At 41.5% G+C, this 19,836-nt stretch carries 22 protein-coding genes; 4 read left to right on the top strand and 18 right to left on the bottom strand.

The annotated features are described in order from the left end of the window. Positions 1-110: 110 nt before the first annotated feature. A complete protein-coding gene (locus GPA07_RS09745) occupies positions 111-617 on the bottom strand; it encodes a PTS sugar transporter subunit IIA (RefSeq protein ID WP_157292459.1) in 507 nt (168 codons plus the stop codon). A gap of 168 nt (positions 618-785) precedes the next feature. On the opposite strand from GPA07_RS09745, the gene GPA07_RS09740 reads away from it, so the two are divergent. Next, positions 786-1,205 carry an Hsp20/alpha crystallin family protein gene (locus tag GPA07_RS09740; RefSeq protein ID WP_157292458.1) on the top strand — a complete coding sequence of 140 codons (420 nt, stop codon included), beginning with the start codon at positions 786-788 and terminating at the stop codon, positions 1,203-1,205. An 18-nt stretch (positions 1,206-1,223) separates the two neighbouring features. Here the strand turns inward: GPA07_RS09740 and GPA07_RS09735 are convergent, their stop codons facing one another. From GPA07_RS09735 to GPA07_RS09725, 3 genes are all read right to left on the bottom strand, one after another. Beyond that, positions 1,224-1,673 (bottom strand): YppG family protein, encoded by a 450-nt coding sequence (locus GPA07_RS09735; protein WP_071169023.1) that lies wholly within the window; start codon positions 1,671-1,673, stop codon positions 1,224-1,226. A gap of 107 nt (positions 1,674-1,780) precedes the next feature. Beyond that, positions 1,781-2,161, bottom strand: coding sequence for a YppE family protein (locus GPA07_RS09730; RefSeq protein WP_232532036.1), 381 nt, complete (start codon positions 2,159-2,161; stop codon positions 1,781-1,783). Positions 2,162-2,210: 49 nt separating this feature from the next. Continuing rightward, entirely contained in the window at positions 2,211-2,444 is a 234-nt protein-coding gene (locus tag GPA07_RS09725; RefSeq protein WP_232532035.1) for a DUF5446 family protein, read from the bottom strand. 196 nt (positions 2,445-2,640) lie between these two features. Between GPA07_RS09725 and sspM the strand changes: the two genes are divergently transcribed. After that, positions 2,641-2,745, top strand: coding sequence for an acid-soluble spore protein SspM (sspM, locus tag GPA07_RS09720; RefSeq protein WP_008356814.1), 105 nt, complete (start codon positions 2,641-2,643; stop codon positions 2,743-2,745). 23 nt (positions 2,746-2,768) lie between these two features. Here sspM and GPA07_RS09715 read toward each other — a convergent pair whose 3' ends face one another. Beyond that, complete coding sequence (locus GPA07_RS09715) at positions 2,769-3,725, bottom strand: DUF2515 domain-containing protein (protein ID WP_157292457.1); 957 nt, start codon at positions 3,723-3,725, stop codon at positions 2,769-2,771. A 46-nt stretch (positions 3,726-3,771) separates the two neighbouring features. On the opposite strand from GPA07_RS09715, the gene recU reads away from it, so the two are divergent. Together recU and GPA07_RS09705 are read left to right on the top strand one after the other, a co-directional pair. Continuing rightward, the gene (gene recU / locus GPA07_RS09710) at positions 3,772-4,383 is read left to right on the top strand and encodes a Holliday junction resolvase RecU (protein WP_071169020.1); all 612 of its coding nucleotides are present in this window, start codon (positions 3,772-3,774) and stop codon (positions 4,381-4,383) included. 43 nt (positions 4,384-4,426) lie between these two features. Continuing rightward, positions 4,427-7,117, top strand: a complete 2,691-nt coding sequence (locus GPA07_RS09705) for a PBP1A family penicillin-binding protein (RefSeq protein WP_071169019.1) — start codon at positions 4,427-4,429, stop codon at positions 7,115-7,117. A gap of 36 nt (positions 7,118-7,153) precedes the next feature. Here GPA07_RS09705 and GPA07_RS09700 read toward each other — a convergent pair whose 3' ends face one another. From GPA07_RS09700 to bshA, 13 genes are all read right to left on the bottom strand, one after another. Next, the gene (locus GPA07_RS09700; protein ID WP_071169018.1) at positions 7,154-7,663 is read right to left on the bottom strand and encodes a YpoC family protein; all 510 of its coding nucleotides are present in this window, start codon (positions 7,661-7,663) and stop codon (positions 7,154-7,156) included. After that, a complete protein-coding gene (gene nth / locus GPA07_RS09695; RefSeq protein ID WP_157292456.1) occupies positions 7,660-8,322 on the bottom strand; it encodes an endonuclease III in 663 nt (220 codons plus the stop codon). Before nth ends, GPA07_RS09700 begins: the two co-directional genes overlap by 4 nt. A 17-nt stretch (positions 8,323-8,339) precedes the next feature. Then, complete coding sequence (locus GPA07_RS09690) at positions 8,340-9,044, bottom strand: DnaD domain-containing protein (RefSeq protein ID WP_008356803.1); 705 nt, start codon at positions 9,042-9,044, stop codon at positions 8,340-8,342. Positions 9,045-9,142: 98 nt separating this feature from the next. Beyond that, the gene (asnS, locus tag GPA07_RS09685) at positions 9,143-10,435 is read right to left on the bottom strand and encodes an asparagine--tRNA ligase (RefSeq protein WP_008356801.1); all 1,293 of its coding nucleotides are present in this window, start codon (positions 10,433-10,435) and stop codon (positions 9,143-9,145) included. Between the two features lie 115 nt (positions 10,436-10,550). Next, positions 10,551-11,036: a cell wall elongation/penicillin-binding protein regulator TseB gene (gene tseB, locus GPA07_RS09680; protein ID WP_157292454.1), complete on the bottom strand. Its 486-nt coding sequence runs from the start codon at positions 11,034-11,036 to the stop codon at positions 10,551-10,553. A 12-nt stretch (positions 11,037-11,048) separates the two neighbouring features. Then, positions 11,049-11,219, bottom strand: a complete 171-nt coding sequence (locus GPA07_RS09675; RefSeq protein WP_008344594.1) for a YpmA family protein — start codon at positions 11,217-11,219, stop codon at positions 11,049-11,051. 135 nt (positions 11,220-11,354) lie between these two features. Further along, positions 11,355-14,147 (bottom strand): ATP-dependent DNA helicase DinG, encoded by a 2,793-nt coding sequence (gene dinG / locus GPA07_RS09670; RefSeq protein WP_157292453.1) that lies wholly within the window; start codon positions 14,145-14,147, stop codon positions 11,355-11,357. A gap of 115 nt (positions 14,148-14,262) precedes the next feature. Next, entirely contained in the window at positions 14,263-14,646 is a 384-nt protein-coding gene (gene panD / locus GPA07_RS09665; protein WP_008356795.1) for an aspartate 1-decarboxylase, read from the bottom strand. Next, complete coding sequence (gene panC / locus GPA07_RS09660; protein ID WP_008356793.1) at positions 14,639-15,505, bottom strand: pantoate--beta-alanine ligase; 867 nt, start codon at positions 15,503-15,505, stop codon at positions 14,639-14,641. Before panC ends, panD begins: the two co-directional genes overlap by 8 nt. Continuing rightward, entirely contained in the window at positions 15,502-16,341 is an 840-nt protein-coding gene (panB, locus tag GPA07_RS09655; RefSeq protein WP_008356791.1) for a 3-methyl-2-oxobutanoate hydroxymethyltransferase, read from the bottom strand. Before panB ends, panC begins: the two co-directional genes overlap by 4 nt. A gap of 197 nt (positions 16,342-16,538) precedes the next feature. After that, positions 16,539-17,522: a biotin--[acetyl-CoA-carboxylase] ligase gene (locus GPA07_RS09650; RefSeq protein WP_157292452.1), complete on the bottom strand. Its 984-nt coding sequence runs from the start codon at positions 17,520-17,522 to the stop codon at positions 16,539-16,541. After that, positions 17,495-18,697, bottom strand: a complete 1,203-nt coding sequence (locus tag GPA07_RS09645; RefSeq protein ID WP_157292451.1) for a CCA tRNA nucleotidyltransferase — start codon at positions 18,695-18,697, stop codon at positions 17,495-17,497. Before GPA07_RS09645 ends, GPA07_RS09650 begins: the two co-directional genes overlap by 28 nt. Continuing rightward, the gene (bshA, locus tag GPA07_RS09640) at positions 18,690-19,835 is read right to left on the bottom strand and encodes an N-acetyl-alpha-D-glucosaminyl L-malate synthase BshA (RefSeq protein ID WP_008356785.1); all 1,146 of its coding nucleotides are present in this window, start codon (positions 19,833-19,835) and stop codon (positions 18,690-18,692) included. Before bshA ends, GPA07_RS09645 begins: the two co-directional genes overlap by 8 nt. Position 19,836: the final 1 nt, after the last annotated feature.

Raw genomic sequence — 19,836 nt, 5'->3', positions numbered from 1 at the left:
CAGTCACCAAAAGAGTTTCGGCAACTGGCTGTTTCGTAAAGGTGTTTTGATCCCTGTCTCAAAAACGGGGGTCAGTCCCCCCACGCGGGTAGTTTTTTTATGTTCATGAATTATTTCATTTTCACTGTAAAGAGCTTGGACGTCTGCTTTTCAACAGATCCCTTTGGTTCTTTATCAAGTCTCTCGACTAGATCACCATTCATGATGACAATAGGAGTCACTGTGCTTGCCGCTTTTTCTTCAATGAGTGCTAAATCACACGTAATGAGAGGATCACCGGCTTTTACTTTGTCCCCTTCTTTAATGTGCGATTCAAACCCTTCACCATTTAATCCAACCGTTTCAAGTCCGATATGAATCAGAAGCTCAAGCCCTGAGAGTGTGCGAATCCCAATTGCATGTTTTGTATGGAAGAGCTGAATAATTTCACCCTCTACTGGTGACACAATGGTGCCACTTTTTGGTTTTACGGCGACGCCGTCTCCCATCATCTTTTGAGAAAAGACGGGATCTGGTACATCCGTCATATCCATTAACTCTCCATCAGCTGGAGAATAAATAATTTCTTCCTTTACATCATCTTGGTTTTTTTCGAAACCGAATAATTTTTTCAGCAATGTTCATTTGCTCCCTTCAAGCTTTGCTCCTAGATCTATTCAGCGTATAAACCTTCATGCTCATACACCCTGCTTTATTCAACACTATTTAATCATAATTTTTTCCTCCCATCAATTGATAACCGCCTGAGCCCTTTTTGCATAGGCTGTAGATGAGAGGTGATTCAAATGAAACAAGATGGCGAAAAGAAACATGATTTGTTGGCAAATGAAGACATTTTATATGAAGCGATTGAACAATTTTTTGCGTCCTCCCCGTTTCACGAGATTTTAAATAGTGCGGAGGCGCTCATGACCACGTCCCATTCACTGGCATCCATTACTACCGATGTGACAGAAGATGATCAATATGTGTATATTGACATTCGATTTCCAGACCATTTTGTCGAAGGTGATATCGCACTGGAAGTGAAGGCTCAATATTTACACTTATCGGTGCAGGAAAAAATTAAAACAGACACGTCTTCCTCCTATTCAAGCTTTACCAAAACTATTTTAATGCCTGCAAAAATAGATGAAACAAACATGAAGAGTGTTTGGAAAGATCAATCACTTCGTGTGACCGCGCCAAAGCAAACAACCCAATAGATATATCTATTGGGTTTGCTATGCTTTAAATATGCTTGTAAATCCTTTCGCCAATGAGCCCACTTGATTCATTGTACTCATCATTTGCCCAGCTGTATCAAACATTTTATTAAAATCGTATTGCCCATTTGTCTTTTTAAATTGTGACAGCACATTTTTAAATTGAGATGATTGCTGCTTTTGAGGCCTTGGCAAAGGATAAGGATTCATAGGCGGCTGCATGGGCATCATACCTGAAGGCTGCATTTGCGGCTGATTCATCACTTCAGTCTGCTGAAAAGGCTGGAAGTTTTCTTGGTATCCAAATGGCGGCTGATAGCTTGAAGATGGTGTTTGGTTCATTCCACCTTGATGTGGCGGCATGAAATACTCTGGAGGCTGCGGAGGTTGCTGCATATCTGGATACGTAAAGGGGTTCTGATTGAATTGATTCAATTCATAAGATGGCTGATGTGAATAAGGGACCATGTATCTCGCTCCTCTCGCTCTCAAAACATATTGAAGTCAATGATATATTATGTTCAAAAACAGAAGGTGTGCCTAAAACAGCGATAAGAAAAACGCAGGCTGTTTCATCAGCTGCGCTTTTTGATTTCTTCTATTAAAAGATTCAGTGTGTAAATCACTGACTCAACTAAATTTTTCACACGGGTTGCATGCTGTTTGCCAAAATAAGATTGCAGGACAACCTCTTTGCCATTTTCTTTTACGGCATCAAGCTGGTCTTGATGTAAGTATCTAGGTTTGACCTGATGAACAAACGAAATGGCAGTAGTCAGCCACTCTTCCATTTGCTTGTCAAATTTATCAATGGCGGGCTGAATATCCTTGTAAAAATCATATACGGGGTATTCCTCTTCCGCCTTTCCCTTTTGATACTGCTCATATGCTTCTTCAATCCACGTTCTCAGCTCTTTTGTATATTTAAGTAAAGTTTGATTATCCAAAGTGTTCACCTCTATGAACCATCCTATCAAACGTTTACTTATTGCTCAAATATGAAAACTAGCCAGCGTGGTATGCAGGTCTTGCCGCCAATTGATCCTCTGCTGCATGAATTTTCAATTCACAGTCCTTCACTTCTGATTCAAGACGGTCAATCATTTGTTCTTGCTCCTCTATGGCAGCGTGTTTTGTTTCCTTGACAGCTAGAGACAGTTTCTCTTCCACCGCATCAATCTTTCGCTCGATTTCCTCTAATAACTGCATAATGGATTCTTTTGATACAAATTTACTCATCATCAGATTCCTCCTTTATCGTCTCTCGTTACATTCTCTTTTCTTTTGCCCCCTCCTTCATACATGACAAAACTAGAAGCAAATCGCCAATCTAAGTGCATTTAAGCACGATTTCTTCCTTTTCGACATGTGCTTGTCCTTCTTTGTATGATTGCGTCCGATTGTGTAAATTCTAAGGACAAAGGAGGTAGATTTCATGAAAAAACAGCAAACACCAAAAGAGCAAAAGCCAAAAGGGAAAGAGAACAGTACAGATCAACTTGATAAAAAGCTCGGCGGTCCTAACCGTCCATCCACGTAAAAAAAGCAGGTACCCCCTGCTTTTTATTTATGCAAAAAATAGTGCTCTAATGAGAAAAGAAAACGAAGCTGTCTTTTTTTATGGAAATACCAGTCCGTCAGCTCAATTTGTTTTGGTAAAGGTTCTGCGTCGAATAAGGATGGATTCAATTTCTTCTGAAACCAATCTTCCCGTTGATCGTCTAATGAATGTGTCATCACCGGATAAACCGTTCGAAGGAAAGGCGTTGACCTTCTAGCGATCCCTAAAAACGGCTCGAAATCAAACCGAGACCCCGTATGCGGTACGGTATGCAAAAAATGATAAAAACTCGAAAATAAATCGGCTCGAAATAATAGTTTCGCTAGTTTTTTTCCTAATGTAATGCGCTCCTTTACACGGGAAAACTTTCGTATGGTTAACCCGTACAAATGCCCGTCAACTGTCGGAAAAACAACGGTTTGAAAATGTCCCCACTCGCTGAAAAGATATTGAATCGAGTGAAAAACATTCTTTTTCAGAAGAGGATTTTGTATAATAGGAGATTGTATAGTATATTGTTCATTTATGATGAGTGCATGAAGCAGACGCTCTGTGTCACGCTTTAGCCAAAAACGTTCCCACTCAGCGCTCATAAAACGAGACACGCCGAAATATGGCAGCAGATGAAATAAAGGTTTGCGGCACCTTTTTGACCATTCATACAAGAGAAGCTGCGGGTAAGCATCTGAAAAGATCAGCCAATTCGCTCTTTCATACGCTGTGAAAAACAGATGCCCTTGCTGATCGGTTAAGCCCGGATGGAAGAGCTCGCCTTTTAAATCTGTCATTGACCATCCAGCATTTCTCGAGACAAAGGAAGCAAGCAGAGACCATTTTATTTCTGGATGGCGGTCATAAAAACGCTTGTACGCATTTGTCCTCGTCACGTTGTCCTTATTGTTTGCTTTCGTTTCATGTAGAATATGCTGAGTGATGATGTTCTCTTGTTGTGACAACATGGTGATCTCTCCAATACAAAATGCATTAAAAGGAGGCTGAAACTTGATGATTCGGTATCCAAACGGAAAATCGTATCAGCCCATTCAACAAATTGGGACAAAAAAAAGAGTCAGGGGCGAATCCTCTTATAGTAATCGCGGGATGACGCTTGAAGCTGACTTAAATGAAACCAACCAGTACTATTTGGTCAATGGGATCGCAGTCATTCATAAAAAGCCTACCCCAGTTCAAATTGTCAATGTGGACTATCCGAAAAGAAGTGCCGCTGTCATTAAAGAAGCTTATTTTAAACAATCATCTACGACAGACTATAACGGGGTGTACAAAGGGCGGTATATCGACTTTGAAGCAAAGGAAACCAAAAGCACCACCTCGTTTCCGCTCAAAAATTTCCACGACCATCAAATTGAGCATATGAAACAGGTTGAAAAGCAAGGCGGTATTTGTTTTGTTATTATATCCGCATTTGGCTCCGTTTATTATTTATCCGCTTCTGACCTCTTCTTCTTTTGGGAGCGGCAGCAGCGAAATGGGCGCAAATCCATTAGTAAAGACGAATTAATGGAAGCTGGCCACTTAATGACACTTGGATATTCGCCAAGAATTGATTATATTAAAGTAGTGGAGACACTTCATTTTTCGGATGAAAGTCAGTAACATTTACGTTCGAAAAAGGTTTAACACGAAAGGTTGAGATGTGATGTCTGATCAATTTACAAGTCGTGAACAGCGACGAAAAGCCAGTCAAGAAAAAAACAGGAAGCAAAAAAACAAAAAAGGCAAAAAGAAAGCAGGTCTATTTAAAAAAATATTTTTATCTTTACTCGTGATCGGTCTTCTTTGTGTAGTAGCCGGAATCACAACTTTTGCCGTTTTTGCATCAAGCGCTCCTTCTATTGATGATAGCAAGCTTAAAACGCCGTATTCTTCAAAGCTTTATGATAAAGACAAAAAAGTCTTTGCAGAAGTCGGGGCGGAAAAAAGAACGTATGTCTCGATTAAAGATATACCCGATGTTGTAAAAAACGCATTTATTGCGACTGAAGATGCTCGTTTTTATAAACACCACGGGATTGATCCCATCCGTATTGGCGGTGCTCTTGTCGCAAACGTCGAGGACGGTTTTGGAGCCGAAGGCGGTAGTACGATCACACAGCAGGTTGTAAAAAACACCCTTTTAAACAACCAAAAAACATTAAAGCGTAAAGTGCAGGAAGTATGGCTTTCTATACAGCTTGAGCAAAAATACTCTAAAGATGAAATTTTAGAAATGTATTTAAACCGTATTTTCTTCTCGCCTTATGCTTATGGTGTTGGGAAAGCGGCTGAACAATTTTTCGGCGTTACAGATTTAAATAAACTAACTGTTGCACAGGCTGCCACGCTTGCAGGTATGCCGCAGAGTCCTACTGCCTATAACCCAGTGAAACATCCCGAGGCAGCGGAAAAACGCCGTAATATCGTTTTAGGCCTGATGAAAAAACAAGGCTACATTACAGATAAAGAATATGAGGAAGCAAAAGCAACACCTGTCAGCAAAACCGTCGTTTCAGCTGATAAATACAAGAGCCAAAACTCAAGCAAATACTCTGCTTATATCGAAGAAGTCATGGAAGAAGTTCAGAAAAAAGCCAAAGTGGATGTATCAACCGATGGTTTAAAAATCTATACTTCACTTGATCGAAATGCACAGGATCACCTGGATGATATTATAAATGGAGATTCAGCCGGATTTACGAAAGGCATGCAAGCTGGTGTTACCCTGCTCGATACAAAAAATGGTGAAATTCGTGCCATTGGCGGTGGCCGGGACGTTCCAGTCGGCGGCTTTAACTATGCCACTGACGCAAAGCGCCAGCCAGGGTCAACCATTAAACCAATCTTAGATTACGGCCCAGTCATTGAAAATAAAAAATGGTCAACATATCAGCAAATAGATGATGCGCCGTATACGTACTCAGATGGCACACCAATTAATAACTTTGACAAAAGACATTTAGGGAAAATGTCAATGAGAAATGCGTTGGCACAATCACGAAACATCCCTGCCCTAAAAGCATTCCAAGCGGCTGGCACAGATCATGCCGTTCAATTTGCCAATAACTTAGGTATGGACTTACCTTCTGATATTCCAGAATCCTATTCAATCGGTGGATTTGAAGATGGTGTATCTTCCCTAAAGATGGCTGGTGCGTTTAGTGCATTCGGTAATAATGGGTACTATAATGAGCCTCACGCTGTCACGTCTGTTGAATTTAATGACGGAACAAAGCTTGACCTCACGCCAGATTCTAAAGCGGCTATGAGTGATTACACAGCCTTTATGATTACTGATATGCTGAAAACAGCTGTACAATCTGGAACTGGTACACTCGCACAAGTACCGAACGTTCAAGTAGCTGGTAAAACAGGTACAACCAACTTTACACAAGATGATATTAATAAATACAATATCCCGTCTGGCGGCGCGAAAGATTCGTGGTTTGTCGGCTATACGCCGCAATACACAGCAGCTGTTTGGACTGGAATCGGCAACTCAAAAGATGCGGACGGTAAAATGTGGCTCACAACGGATGAGCAGCGCGTTGCAAAAATTGTATTCAAGCAATTAATTTCTCAAATTGATGATGGAAGCGGCTCATTTGAAAAGCCAGACAGCGTCGTTGAAGCAACGATTGAAAAAGGATCAGATCCAGCAAAATTAGCCGGACCAAATACACCAAGTGATAAGAAAACAACCGAATACTTCGTGAAAGGAACGGTTCCGACAAAAGTTTCTGACACATATGATCAAAAAGAAGCCGATAAACCATCTGACTTAAAAGCAGTGTATGACGAAGAGAAAAAGTCCATCACACTGACATGGAGCTATAATGACGACGCAGATGCTACATTTAACGTGAAGCAAGCGGTCGATAATGGCGGCTATAAAGAAATTCAAAACAGTTCTGCTAAAGAAGCGGTCATCTCTGATGTGAAGCCTGGCTCTACCTATAAATTCCAAGTGACAGCCACTGTAGAGGATGTCACAAGTAAAGCAGCTTCTACCTTCCTCACCATTAAGGATGACGAAGAGACAGAAGAAAAAGCAGATGATGAGAACAAAGAAGACGAAGAAACGCAGCAGTCTGATGATGAGCAGACAGATCAGACAGACGATAATACAAATCAAAACCAAGGCACGGATGAACAGAAGCAAGATGATAAAAAAGATCAAGATCAAAGTGAAAATACGGAAAATGGTACTGGCGATTCTGACGATGGCTCAGATACTACGAATGGGAACAGCAGCTCACAGAGTGATACCACGAAAAAGAAAGATGACAATAAAGCCAACTCTCAAAGCGCAAATACCCAGTCAAATACTACTTCTCGAAAAGAAGACGAATAACGAAAAAGCACTTGCCTCATTCGGCAAGTGCTTTTTTTAACGATTTTGTTTTAACTTTCTGAGTGCTTCGTATTTTCCATACTGCTTTTTAAGTTCTGTATACAGCTCGTCCAGTTGAATAAAGCAGTGATATTGAGTAGGTTTTAGCAAAATAAACTCTACTCGTTCTGTCCAGTTAATAGGGGCAACAGGAAACGTCTGTTGTTTGATCTCCTCCCAATCAACCGATTGGAGCCGCTCCCCTTTGATCCAGTAAAACATCGCCATCATACTAACGATGCCTTGCAGCATATCATCCTGTTCACAGCGGGATTTTCTTGTTTGAAAGCGAGGAAGCATTTTTATTTTTAATTCATTCCACAGTTCGAACATCACAGGAACAAATTCTTCCGTTTTCTGCCACGGAAGCTCGTCTGATAAAGGCTTTGAAGACAGGTCAAACGCAAGTGGATGACTCCTCAGTATATCCTTTCTTTCAGCGCTGAAATCTACCTGTTTATCTTTTAGCTTTTCGACATATGAGGTGAAAACAGCTGCCCCGCTCATGCCAGTTTCACCAGCCCTTTTTTCAGTCTTTTCTGCCCTTCTCTGCACATATCAAGAAGCGGACAGGATTCGCACTGCGGCCGCTGCGCCTTGCAGTGGTATCGGCCAAAAAAGATGAGGCGGTGATGGGTCACAGACCAATCTTCTTTTGGCACCTTCTTCATTAAGGTTTGCTCTACTTCAAGAACAGAATCCTTCCAGCGGCAAATTCCGAGGCGTTTGCTGACGCGTTCTACATGTGTATCGACTGCAATAGCAGGAATCCCAAAAGCTACAGACACGACGACATTTGCTGTTTTTCGCCCAACACCGGGAAGCTTCATGAGCTCATCTCGATCCCTTGGTACTTCACCGCCATATTCTTCAATGAGCATTTTGCTTAATTTTTGAATGTTTTTCGCCTTATTGCGATAAAGACCAATCGAGCGAATATCTTGCTGCAATTCTTCAAGCGGCACACTTACATAGTCTTCTGGTGTTTTGTATTTTTGAAATAAATGTTTGGTCACTTTGTTCACTAGAACGTCTGTACATTGCGCTGAGAGTGCGACAGCGATCACAAGTTCAAATGGATTGGAATGAACAAGCTCACACTCAGCCTCTGGAAACATGTCTCTTATAATATCTAAACACTCATTGATTTGTTTTTTTGATAACATGCCTTCTCCTTTATTGGTTATTGTTCCAGCCAATTGTAAAAAGGAACTTGTCGTTTATAAGATGACGTTTCTTCTTTTGAAGGTGGGGCTTTTTGCTGCGAACGGAAATGCTGGCTATGCTCTTTCGCTTCTTCCGCTGTTTTCAGCCCTTTCTTTTTCCACTCAAACAAAATTCGATCAATATAACGAAAATTTAATTTTCCTGATAAAACCGCTTCTCTCAGTGCTAGACGAATCATCTCCGCATCATGATGATCTTGATCCATCCAGATCGAGAGTGTTTCGCCCTCAAGAGGAGACAGCGGTCTGCCGAATTCATCTTCAAATAATGCATATAAAGACTTTTCGGCCTGCATATCATTCTTTTGTACTTCTTTTGCCTGTTTTGCTTCTAAAAAGTCGTACAGCACACCCCATAAAGGCTCTACTGAGTACCGGTCATGCTGTATGCCGGATCTGTCTTCAAACGGCTGAATTGAAATAAACCCTTTTTGAATTAAATGCTGCACCATATAGGCACACTCTTCGGCTGAAATGGTCATACCATTTGAAAGCTCTTCAAAGGTTTGAAAAAAGACGCCTTGTTCTTCATTCATTTTAATCTTTAACATGACCATCATTTGTGATTCATTCAGTCCTAACTGCTCATAGTGAGCAATCAGCAAATTTGGCAAACTGGTTGAACCCATTTGCTGCATATCTATAAATTGCTGCCTTTTCATCGGATACACCTCTTCACTTTCAGTATATCACGTTTTATGATACGTGCCCTTGGAAAAGACGTTTGAAAAAGCCTCCATATGTTGGAGGCTTTCGCGTCTTAAGGATATAAACGGTTTAATAATCTTGGGAATGGAATGGTTTCACGCACATGCGGCGCTCCGCTAATCCAAGCAACTGTTCGTTCGAGTCCAAGACCAAAACCTGAATGTGGTACAGAACCGTATTGTCTCAATTCTGTGTACCATTTGTACGTTTCTTGATCTAACCCGTGTTCTTTTAATCTCGCTTCAAGTAGATCTAGATCATGAACACGTTCAGAACCGCCGATAATTTCTCCGTAGCCTTCTGGTGCAATTAAGTCTGCACAGAGGACTACGTCATCACGGTCCGGTGCTGGCTGCATATAAAATGGTTTTAATGACGTTGGGTAATGTGTGATAAACACTGGTTTATCATAGCTTTCGGCGATGGCTGTTTCGTGAGGTGCACCGAAGTCATCTCCCCATTCAATGTCATCAAACCCTTTATCCTGCAAAAATTTAATCGCTTCATCATAAGTGATGCGCGGGAATGGTGCTTTGATGTTTTCTAATTTTGCTGTATCACGGCCAAGTGTGTGTAGCTCCACCTTACAGTTTTCAAGTACACTTTGAACAACGTGAGACACATACTTTTCTTGGTACTCAAGGTTTTCATTAAATTCTACAAACGCCATCTCAGGCTCGATCATCCAAAATTCGATTAAATGACGTTTCGTTTTCGATTTTTCAGCTCTAAATGTTGGGCCAAATGAGAATACTTTTCCAAGTGCCATCGCAGCAGCTTCCATGTAAAGCTGTCCACTTTGAGAAAGGTACGCATCTTCATCAAAATATTTAGTAGCAAATAGTTCTGTCGTTCCTTCAGGTGCACTTCCTGTTAAGATTGGCGGATCCACTTTTACGAAGCCTTCTTGATGGAAAAATTCATATGTAGCACGAATGATTTCGTTACGGATTTTCATAATGGCATGCTGTTTTTTTGAACGAAGCCATAAATGACGGTGATCCATTAAGAATTCTGTTCCATGTTCTTTTGGTGTAATCGGGTAATCTGTTGCTTCGTGAATCACTTCAATGGATTTCACTTGTAATTCAAAACCAAGTGGTGAACGCTCGTCTTTTGTCACCTGTCCTGTTACATAGACAGATGTTTCTTGTGTCACTGATTTCGCAAGCTTAAAGACTTCCTCATCCACTTCTGCTTTTACAACGACTCCTTGAATAAAGCCTGTCCCGTCACGCAGCTGCAAGAATGCAATTTTTCCGCTTGAACGTTTATTGGCAATCCATGCGCCGATCGTTACTTCTTCATCGACGTGTTTGAACACTTGATTAATAGTTGTTTTCAACATATTTCCCTCCAAAGCCAGAAAGAAACTCACCTAGTAGAAAGGTGTGATTCTTTTTTCATACATTTTATTATAACCGTTCTAAATCAGCACGGTCAACGCAAGACAGCAGAAACTAAGGTGTTAAATTTTTTTCTACGCGTCCTGTCGTAAAATCGACATAGCTGAAACTATATTGGTTGTTCTCATTTAAGTATGTCACTTCCCAAAGGAGTACATCACCTTCTCTTGCTAATTTGACACCCTTTAACTTAGAAATCGTGTTCTCCTTTTGAACGGCTTGTACTGCTTGGTTTGAGGTAATGCCTTCTTTTGCTTTTTTGGCGATCACTTTTTCTTTTTTGCTGGCAGGTACCCATACATAGATCGTGTCGTTTTGTTTGTCTTTACCTTCTACAATAAATTGTTTTTCTTTCCCGACAAAGGTTTCCACTTGCTCCACTTGTTCTAATGCTACTTGTTTTTTTGCTCGTTCAATCGCTGCCTCATGACCTTGTTCTTTTTGCCCCATAGCAATTTGATAAATCCACGAAAAACTAATGATGCCAATGAGCAAAACGAGAGCCGCAGCGGACGAAATCATCCAAACTATTCTTTTCATGTCAAGCTTCCCCTAAGTGCGATATATGGTAAATATCGCTTGATTTTGATCTTCTTGATCTAATGCTAATCCAAACATAAGATCTTCCCTTTTCAGCGTTCTGTTCAGCAAATCAACGATTTTGTATAGGTCTTCCGAATGTTTAATTTGAACAGTTGAAAGTACCTCTATTTTACTTTCCACTTCTAATTCCTCCTCGGTACGTAAATATTGTTAGTCATACTTTTTCACGCAGGAACCGATACTATTTTTACAACGGAACACAAAAAACCGTTAAGATAAATTAACTCCAAACCCACACCACCAGCTTAAGGCCGCTTATAACAGCGGCTTTTCGTTGTTGAGCTTCTCTATATACGCCTCAAGTGACTCTTTTGACATCTCATGAACCGGCGCATGAGGGAGTGATTCTAAAAATAGTTTTCCGTACGAGGCTGTTTTCACTCGGCGGTCTAAAATGAGCAATGTACCAATGTCTTTTTCAGAGCGCAGCAGGCGGCCGGCACCTTGCTTAAAGGTTAATACAGCTTCTGGAAGAGCGACGGCTTTAAACGGATTCTTCCCCTGTTTTTTAGCTGCTTCACATTTTGCTTCAATGAGCGGTGAATCAGGCGGCCGGAAAGGCAGTCTTGCCATAATGACGGTCGTCAGCTCTGAGCCGGGAAAATCCACACCTTCCCAAAAACTGCCTGTACCAAGCAAGATCGCTTCCTTTGCTAATTTAAACATTTTCGTCAATTTCACAGGACTCCCGCCTGTCAGCCCTTGAGCAAGCAGTGCCGATTTCATGCCTTCTGTTTTTAGCTCTTCATACACTGCTTTTAACATCTCATGTGAATTAAATAAAACCAATATTTTCGCTTGATCCTGCTTTTCCATAATCTTAATATATTTTGCAGCTTGCTTCACATAATCTCTCTCATCACGGTTTGTAATCGGCGGCATGTCAGCCGGTACAACAACCTTGAGCTGCTTTTCAAGCTCAAAAGGTGAATCGATTTGGATCAGGTGCGGATAAAAGTCCTGCAGTCCAAATCTCTCCATGCAATAGTCAAAACGATGATTGACTGTAAGGGTTCCTGATGTCAGCACCACACTTTTTTTGTTCATAAAAAATCGATCCGCCAAAAGCTCTCCTGTATCTAGCGGCTGCGCATGCATAAAGACAGCATTTTTGGCACCTTTTGCATCAATCTCAATCCAAACCGTTTCGTCATTATTCGGTTCAAACATAAACCGGTACAGCGTACTGCAAAATGTCTGCATAAATGACATGACTTGATCGTATTCCTCTGCTTCAAATGCAAAGTGTTCTGTCAGTTGATCCCTTTTGTGAAGCAGCTCGTTTTTTTGCTGCTCATACAGCTTTTCACAAGCAATTAACAAGGAACAAAGCTTACTCGCTGATTCTTTAATTCGTACCCACTGAGCATGTTTCGAATGATGACGCACTCTATGAATGAGACGATTAATGTCCGCTTTTGGTTTTGTCCTTTTCACAAAAGTATGGACGGTACTAAAGAACGCATCACTTTCCATTTGAAGCTGATAAAGATATTCGTCCATTTCAATAAAGGTATCCGTTGATAAAGCGGCACCATGGAATCTCTTTTTCAGTTTCTTTAACAGTCCGCCTTGTAAGGAACCGAGCTGTGTTAATTTTGCATGAAGCTGAATATAAGAAGTACTGTCACCAAGTGTTTCATTGGCTGTTTTCTCAAATTGGTGGGCTTCATCAATCACATAGACGTCAGCATGCTGAAAGATAGACGATGCTTCCGTTTGAGATAAAAGCAGGCGGTGATTCGTCAAAATCAAATCAGCTGTCTGCGCCTTTCGTTTCGCTCGTTCATAAAAACAATACTCTTTAAAGCGGCGTTTTTTTGATGTAAACGGCATGTGTACACAGGAGATTCGGTCTTTTATATTTGCAGCTCCTGACGGTAAATTCAGTTCAGATAAATCCCCCGTCTCGGTTACAAGCAGCCACATTAAAATTTGCGCTTTTGTTAAGACAATATCATAGTTATCATCTTCCTCATGCAGTACATGCTCAAACTTATCCAAACAAATATAATGCGCTCTCCCTTTGAATACACAAGCAGCTGGTTCAAATGGGAGCAATTGATTGAGCAGCGGGACATCGCGCTGAAGCATTTGCTGCTGCAATAAAATGGAATATGTACTGATAATAACAGGCTTTCCTGATTTCTTTGCCTCTAAAGCAGCTGGGATGAGGTAAGCTAGTGTTTTCCCAATACCTGGTGCCGCTTCAATTAAGGCATAGGCTCTTTCATTGAACACATCTCTTACTTTATTCATCATCGTGAGCTGGCCTTCTCTTACTTCATAACCTTCTACCGTTTGAGGAAGCTTCTCTTTGATCTCCTCAAACAGCTGCTCGTCGCCCGCGTCTACTGAATGTGTCGTATCAGTTATACGATTGGTCACATCTTTTACAGCAAAAGATCCGACTTCCACCAAAGAATCATCCTGATCAGAATGATTTGTTTCAAGCTGCTTAATTAACAGGCCTATATCACTTAGAAGATATGAAGATAATCTGCGCAGCTGCTTTAACACATTTGGCGGTGTATGTCTCAATTGATGTAATAGGTTTAAAAATAACATGGCAGTAACTTCCGCATCACTATCCGCCCTGTGCGGGTGGTCATGTGGAAGCATGAGCTCTTCACTTAATTCAGTTAGCTTATAACCTTCAAGCTCAGGATAAAGAATTCTAGAAATTTCAACTGTATCAATCGCTAGCACATCCAGCTCATTTTTCCCGCATGCGCGTAGTTCATCATTTAAAAAATTCAAGTCAAAATGAACATTGTGCGCAACAAAATAAGCGCCATGTATGAGGTCATACACCTCTTGGGCAATCTCCTCAAAAAACACCGCATCATCAACCATGTGCTGTTTAATACCTGTCAGCTGTTCAATAAATCCAGGAATCGTTTTCCCTGGGTTCACATATCTTGAATACCGTTCGACAATTTGTCCATTTTCAATGACCACCGCAGCAATTTGAATGATTTTATCACCTTTTTTTGGTGAATTTCCGGTGGTTTCAATATCAACGACAACAAACCTTTGATCGGTCATAAAATGGACACCTCAATTCCTCGTTCCACTCTAAGTGAAACACGCTCTGGGCATTATAGCTGAAACAGAACAGCTTCCTTTTCTTGAAACTGTTCTGTTTCCATTTTAGCGTGCGTTATAAAATCGTTCTCGCAGGCTCTTGCCCAATCATTTGTTCAATTTGATTTTGTTTATTTAACACGACCACTTTTGGTGTGTGCGATTTTGCTTCTTCTTCTGACAACATCCCATAAGCGATGATAATGACTTCATCCCCTGGCTGGACCAATCTTGCTGCCGCACCATTTAGACAAATGACACCGCTTTTTCTTTCTCCAGGAATAATGTATGTTTCAAGTCTCGCTCCATTGTGATTATTAACAATTTGCACTTTCTCATTTGCCATCATGCCTGCTGCATCAAGTAAATCTTCGTCGATTGTAATACTGCCTACATAATGTAAGTTTGCTTCTGTCACAGTCGCTTTATGGAGCTTAGAGATCATAAAGGTTCTATACATGTTTTTCACCGCTTTCAGGAACATGGAAAATCACATTATCAATTAGTCTTGCATGAGAGAACTTCACAGCAATGGCAATAATCACTTTGCCAGTTAAATGCTGAAGTGGTTCAAGTTCTGGGTAAGAATAAATCTCAATATAATCAATTTCCCCGCTCGTTTGAAGAATTTCCTCTTCCACCAACTGATAAATATGATTTATATCACGTTCACCTTTTTCAACAGCTGTCTGTCCTTTTTTTAATGCCCGGTATAATGCAGGTGCTTCTTGTCTTTCTGTTTCAGACAAATACACGTTTCTTGAGCTTTTTGCTAAACCGTCTTCTTCTCGAACGGTTGGAACAGACACAAGGTGAAGATCAAAGAAGAAATCCTTGATCATCGCATCGATGACCGCGACTTGCTGTGCATCTTTTAGACCAAAGTAGACATTTGTTGGTGCTACAAGATGAAACAGCTTTGTGAGCACAGTGACAACGCCGTCGAAGTGCCCTGGACGTTTCTTCCCGCATAAGACGTCTGTACGCTTTTGAACGGTCATCGTCACAGATGGTTCACCTTTGTACATTTCCTTCACATCAGGTGTAAATAAAATATCCACTCCGGCTTCCTCAGCAAGGCGCTGGTCTCTTTTTATATCTCTTGGATAGGATTCGAAGTCTTCGTTCGGTCCAAATTGCAAAGGGTTCACAAAAATGCTCATCACCACAATGTCATTTTGTTCTCTTGCTTCTTTCACCAAAGTCAAATGTCCTTCATGAAGAAAGCCCATTGTTGGCACAAAACCAATGGAATGCTGCTTCTTTTGCTGCTGCTTTATGAGTTCTTTTAGCTCATGGATATGGGTGACAACGTTCATTTCTTGATTCCCCCATATAAACCTTCAAGGACTTCTTCTTTGATATGAAATGTGTGCATGTCCTCTGGAAATGTGCGTGCTTTTACTTCTTTTGTATATTGTATGAGCGCTTCTTCTACTACAGCATCGATTTGCGCGTATTGTTTCACAAATTTAGGTGTTCTAGACACCCCGTATCCTACCACATCATGGTAAACGAGAACTTGTCCATCTGCCTCAGCTCCTGCACCAATTCCAATGACAGGAATCTTCAGCATGTCGGTAATGCGTTTTGTCAGCTCACCAGGTACGCATTCTAGCACAAGGGCGATTGCACCTGCTTCCTCACATTTCAGACTATCTTCAATCAATTTTTGCGCACTCTCTTTATCTTTCCCTTGGACTTTATACCCGCCAAGTACACCGACTGATTGAGGTGTGAGTCCTAAATGACTGACGACCGGAATTCCGCCTCTTGTCATAGCTTGAATGGATTCGAATACTCCGTCTCCTCCTTCTAGCTTTAAGGCATCTGCCCCGCTTTCTTGCATCATGCGAGCTGCATTTTTCATCGTTTCTTCTAATGAATAATGATAAGACATAAAGGGCATATCGGTTACAATAAATGTGTCTTTTGCGCCTCTTTTGACCGCTTTTGTGTGATGAATCATATCATCCATCGTCACTTGTACTGTGGAATCAAGCCCAAGTACAACCATCCCAAGTGAATCACCAACTAAGATCATGTCGACTTCCGCTTTTTCCGCTTGCTTTGCAGCTGGATAGTCGTATGCTGTCAGCATCACAATAGGTTCGTTTTGTTCTTTCATTTTGAAAAAATCTAGCTTTGTCTTCATTTGTTCCTCCTCATTCTGGAGAGGAGATGGCTTGCCTCATCACATGCTCTTGCCTCTCATGTGCAGGCGAATCATCCCTCTGTCCAAGTCCCTTAGGATCAAGGCAGAAATTTATCGAATTTTTCTTTCTAACAGGTACAGTTCTTTTTCAGATACTGTCCACACGAAGTATATCAAAAATGTGCCGGGTGTTCCACTTAAGTTGATTTGATCTCGATGTCTGCGGAATAGATTTTTTGGATTCCATCCTCCGTTTCAAGGAGTAGAATACCTTCATCATTGATTCCAAGCGCCGTTCCAATATATTGCTCATGAAAAGTGCGGGCGACAATACGTTTACCGATGGTCACCGCAAACGATTCCCATAATTGCTTGATCGGAGCAAATCCATGTTTTCTATATTCGTCATACCTTTTTTCAAAGGTGGACATGATGGTTTGAATGAGTGCCGCTCTGTCTACCTTTTTATCTAGTTCCATTCTCAAACTCGTAGCGATCCCCTTTAGTTCATCAGGAAAATCCTCTGCCGTCTGGTTCACATTTATACCTGGACCAATAATGACCGCATGAACCTGATCAGCTTCTGCTTTTAATTCAGTCAAAATGCCCACGACCTTTTTGCCGTTTAATAAAATATCGTTTGGCCATTTAATAGATGGGCTGAGTCCTGTTTCTTGTGCGATGGCTTCTGCAATCGCTACAGATGCCAAAAGCGTCATCTGCGGCGCTTTATGTAATGGAATTTCAGGCCTTAGAATCAGACTCATCCAAATGCCTGTCCCATTTGGTGAATACCACGCTCGTTGAAGGCGTCCTTTTCCGTTTGTCTGATGATCACTGACAACAAGCGAGCCGTGGGGCGCTCCTTCATTGACGAGGTCATGGGCGATCAGCTGAGTTGAGGCAACTTCTTCTTGAAAGTAAATATATCTGCCAAACACCTCTGTTTCCAGACCAAAAAGAATTTCGTCCTCACTAATTTTGTCTGGTTTCCGAAGCAGGCGGTATCCTTTTCTTCTGACAGCTTCTACCTCATACCCTTCTTTTCGCAAATCCTCTATGTGCTTCCAGACAGCCGTTCGAGAGCAGCCAAGCTCATCACATATTTGCTGACTTGAGACAAAGTCTTGCTCAGATGCTGTAAATAGTTCAATTAATCGTTTTCTAATCGCTGATCGCATGCTATAAGCCACTCCTCTATGGCTTCTTTTCGGTTTTCCAACTGGTTTTGCAAAACCGCTTTTTTTACACAAGCAAGCTCTTCTGCAATCCATTTACCTGATGGCTTTTGCCGAAAGGCCATTAAATCTTTTCCTGACACTGCAAGGTCTTGAAGCTTTTTAATCGGCAGCGCATCATATGAATGCTTCGCCGCTTCCAGCTCGTCAAAGAAAATGCGGCGCTCATGTTTGAGCTGCGTGATTTTCAGGCTAGATAGCAGCACATGTTCACCAGCTTCAAACATCTTCTCCTCATCCCAGTTACAATCGACATATTTGCTAATGGCCACTGCTTCTTTTAGAACTTTCGTTGACAGCTTCCATTCTTTTAAGAAAGACACTGCCTCCGCCTCATCAAGACCAAGCAAATGGATAAAGGCCCCCCATACCTCCTCTAATCCATCCAGTAAATAATAAGGGAAGGCTTGCAAGGATTCATTAAACCCATACGTTTCAAGGCCTGGCAATTCTTCATACAATTGTGTTGATATGAGGACCTGAATGGCTTTTTCGCAGTAGCGGCCTTTTAAAAGCTTTTCCATTTCAATCTTTTTGCGCTCAACAGAAATGTTGGCAAGCAGGTGCTTATCTTTTTTCATGGCTGCCTCCGTCTTAGGAGAAAGCTCAAACCCGAGCTCGCTTAAAAAACGTACAGCTCTCATCATGCGAAGCGCATCCTCTTGAAATCGGCATGCAGGATCGCCAACCGTTTGGATCCATTTCCGCTCGATATCCTGTTTACCGCCTACATGGTCAATGATGTCACCATGAATATCCATGGCCATTGCATTTATCGTTAAATCTCTTCTTAAAAGATCTTCTTTGAGCGAGGAGATAAACGTCACTTCTTTAGGCCGGCGAAAGTCTTCATATTCAGATTCACTTCGAAACGTCGTGACCTCATAGCTGATCCCATCAAGTAAAACAATGACAGTGCCATGCGCTTTGCCTACATCCACTGTTTTATCAAATAAAGACTCTACTGTATCAGGCGTGGCATCTGTCGCAATGTCGATATCCCCAATTTCCCTGCCTAACAGGACATCTCTCACCGCACCGCCGACAAAATAAGCCTGATACCCATGTTCGTGCAGCGTATGTAAAATAGGGAGCGCATGTGTGAATGGTTCATTCATCTTCATCATCACCTTCGATCAATTCTAAGTAAAGATCTTCGTACTCTCTCACAATTTTTTCAGAAGAGAAATGAGCCTCAACACTAGACTTGGCTGCCATCGACACTTGCTCATGGAGCGATTTGTCTTTGAGTAAAGAGATTGCATATGCTGCTGCTCTATCTACATCGCCAAGCGGGACAAGAAATCCTGTCTCTCCATGTGTAATGACCTCTGGGATTCCGCCAACATCTGTCCCAATACAAGGTACTCCGCACGCCATTGCTTCAAGCAGCACAAGGCCGAAGCTTTCTTTCTCAGAAAGCAGCAGCTTCAAATCACTAATCGAATAAAGCTCCTCCACCTTCTCTTGCTTTCCTAAAAATAACACACGGTCCGTAAGTCCCAGTTTTTTCACAAGTTCGCATACAACCGATTTTTCAGGACCGTCCCCAATAAGAAGCAGTTTTGCATCCACCTGTTCAGACATCTTTTTAAACACTTGGATGACATCTTGCACTCGCTTCACCTTGCGGAAATTCGATACATGGATCACGACCTTTTCATCCTGTAACAGCCCATAATGTTTCTTCAGCACTTCATGATCTTCACGTAAATACACGCGCTCATCGACGAAATTATGGATCGTATCAATTTTTTGATCCGGTTTAATCAGATCATACGTTTGAGCGGCTAATGAATGCGACACCGCCGTTACGCGATCAGATGATTCGATGGCAAACCGGATGACTTCCTTTAATGATGGATCATAGCCTAAAACCGTAATATCCGTCCCGTGAAGCGTGGTCACGACTTTCACAGAGTGTCCAGTCATTTGCTTGGCCAAAAACGCACAGACAGCATGCGGGACTGCATAATGCGCATGAATAATATCTAGCTTCTCTCGTTTTGCTACTTCTGCGAGTTTACTTGCTAGTGCAAGGTCATAAGGCGGATATTGAAACACAGCATATTGATTGACATCTACTTCATGAAAATAAATATTCGGATACACTTTATTGAGTCTAAACGGAATACTTGAGGTAATGAAATGAACATCGTGCCCTTTTTCAGCTAAACGTTTTCCAAGCTCTGTGGCAATAATACCCGAACCACCGACACTCGGATAACAAGTGATTCCGACCTTCAATTTTTTCATA

It is taken from the genome of Bacillus sp. ms-22, from assembly GCF_009759805.1.
In the GTDB taxonomy this organism is placed as follows: domain Bacteria; phylum Bacillota; class Bacilli; order Bacillales; family Bacillaceae; genus Bacillus; species Bacillus xiamenensis.
This window is presented reverse-complemented; position numbering and strand designations above follow the sequence as displayed.

Excerpts from the sequence above, each read along its gene's own strand:
- sspM (WP_008356814.1), top strand. The coding sequence starts at position 2,641 with ATGAAAAAACAGCAAACACCAAAAGAGCAAAAGCCAAAAGGGAAAGAG.
- nth (WP_157292456.1), bottom strand. The coding sequence starts at position 8,322 with ATGTTATCAAAAAAACAAATCAATGAGTGTTTAGATATTATAAGAGAC.
- panB (WP_008356791.1), bottom strand. The coding sequence starts at position 16,341 with ATGAAGACAAAGCTAGATTTTTTCAAAATGAAAGAACAAAACGAACCT.
- bshA (WP_008356785.1), bottom strand. The coding sequence starts at position 19,835 with ATGAAAAAATTGAAGGTCGGAATCACTTGTTATCCGAGTGTCGGTGGT.
- dinG (WP_157292453.1), bottom strand. The coding sequence starts at position 14,147 with ATGACCGATCAAAGGTTTGTTGTCGTTGATATTGAAACCACCGGAAAT.
- GPA07_RS09650 (WP_157292452.1), bottom strand. The coding sequence starts at position 17,522 with ATGCGATCAGCGATTAGAAAACGATTAATTGAACTATTTACAGCATCT.
- tseB (WP_157292454.1), bottom strand. The coding sequence starts at position 11,036 with ATGAAAAGAATAGTTTGGATGATTTCGTCCGCTGCGGCTCTCGTTTTG.
- GPA07_RS09740 (WP_157292458.1), top strand. The coding sequence starts at position 786 with ATGAAACAAGATGGCGAAAAGAAACATGATTTGTTGGCAAATGAAGAC.
- GPA07_RS09705 (WP_071169019.1), top strand. The coding sequence starts at position 4,427 with ATGTCTGATCAATTTACAAGTCGTGAACAGCGACGAAAAGCCAGTCAA.
- GPA07_RS09725 (WP_232532035.1), bottom strand. The coding sequence starts at position 2,444 with ATGAGTAAATTTGTATCAAAAGAATCCATTATGCAGTTATTAGAGGAA.
- panC (WP_008356793.1), bottom strand. The coding sequence starts at position 15,505 with ATGAACGTTGTCACCCATATCCATGAGCTAAAAGAACTCATAAAGCAG.
- GPA07_RS09700 (WP_071169018.1), bottom strand. The coding sequence starts at position 7,663 with ATGAGCGGGGCAGCTGTTTTCACCTCATATGTCGAAAAGCTAAAAGAT.
- GPA07_RS09690 (WP_008356803.1), bottom strand. The coding sequence starts at position 9,044 with ATGAAAAGGCAGCAATTTATAGATATGCAGCAAATGGGTTCAACCAGT.
- GPA07_RS09735 (WP_071169023.1), bottom strand. The coding sequence starts at position 1,673 with ATGGTCCCTTATTCACATCAGCCATCTTATGAATTGAATCAATTCAAT.
- GPA07_RS09645 (WP_157292451.1), bottom strand. The coding sequence starts at position 18,697 with ATGAATGAACCATTCACACATGCGCTCCCTATTTTACATACGCTGCAC.
- GPA07_RS09715 (WP_157292457.1), bottom strand. The coding sequence starts at position 3,725 with ATGTTGTCACAACAAGAGAACATCATCACTCAGCATATTCTACATGAA.
- recU (WP_071169020.1), top strand. The coding sequence starts at position 3,772 with ATGATTCGGTATCCAAACGGAAAATCGTATCAGCCCATTCAACAAATT.
- panD (WP_008356795.1), bottom strand. The coding sequence starts at position 14,646 with ATGTATAGAACCTTTATGATCTCTAAGCTCCATAAAGCGACTGTGACA.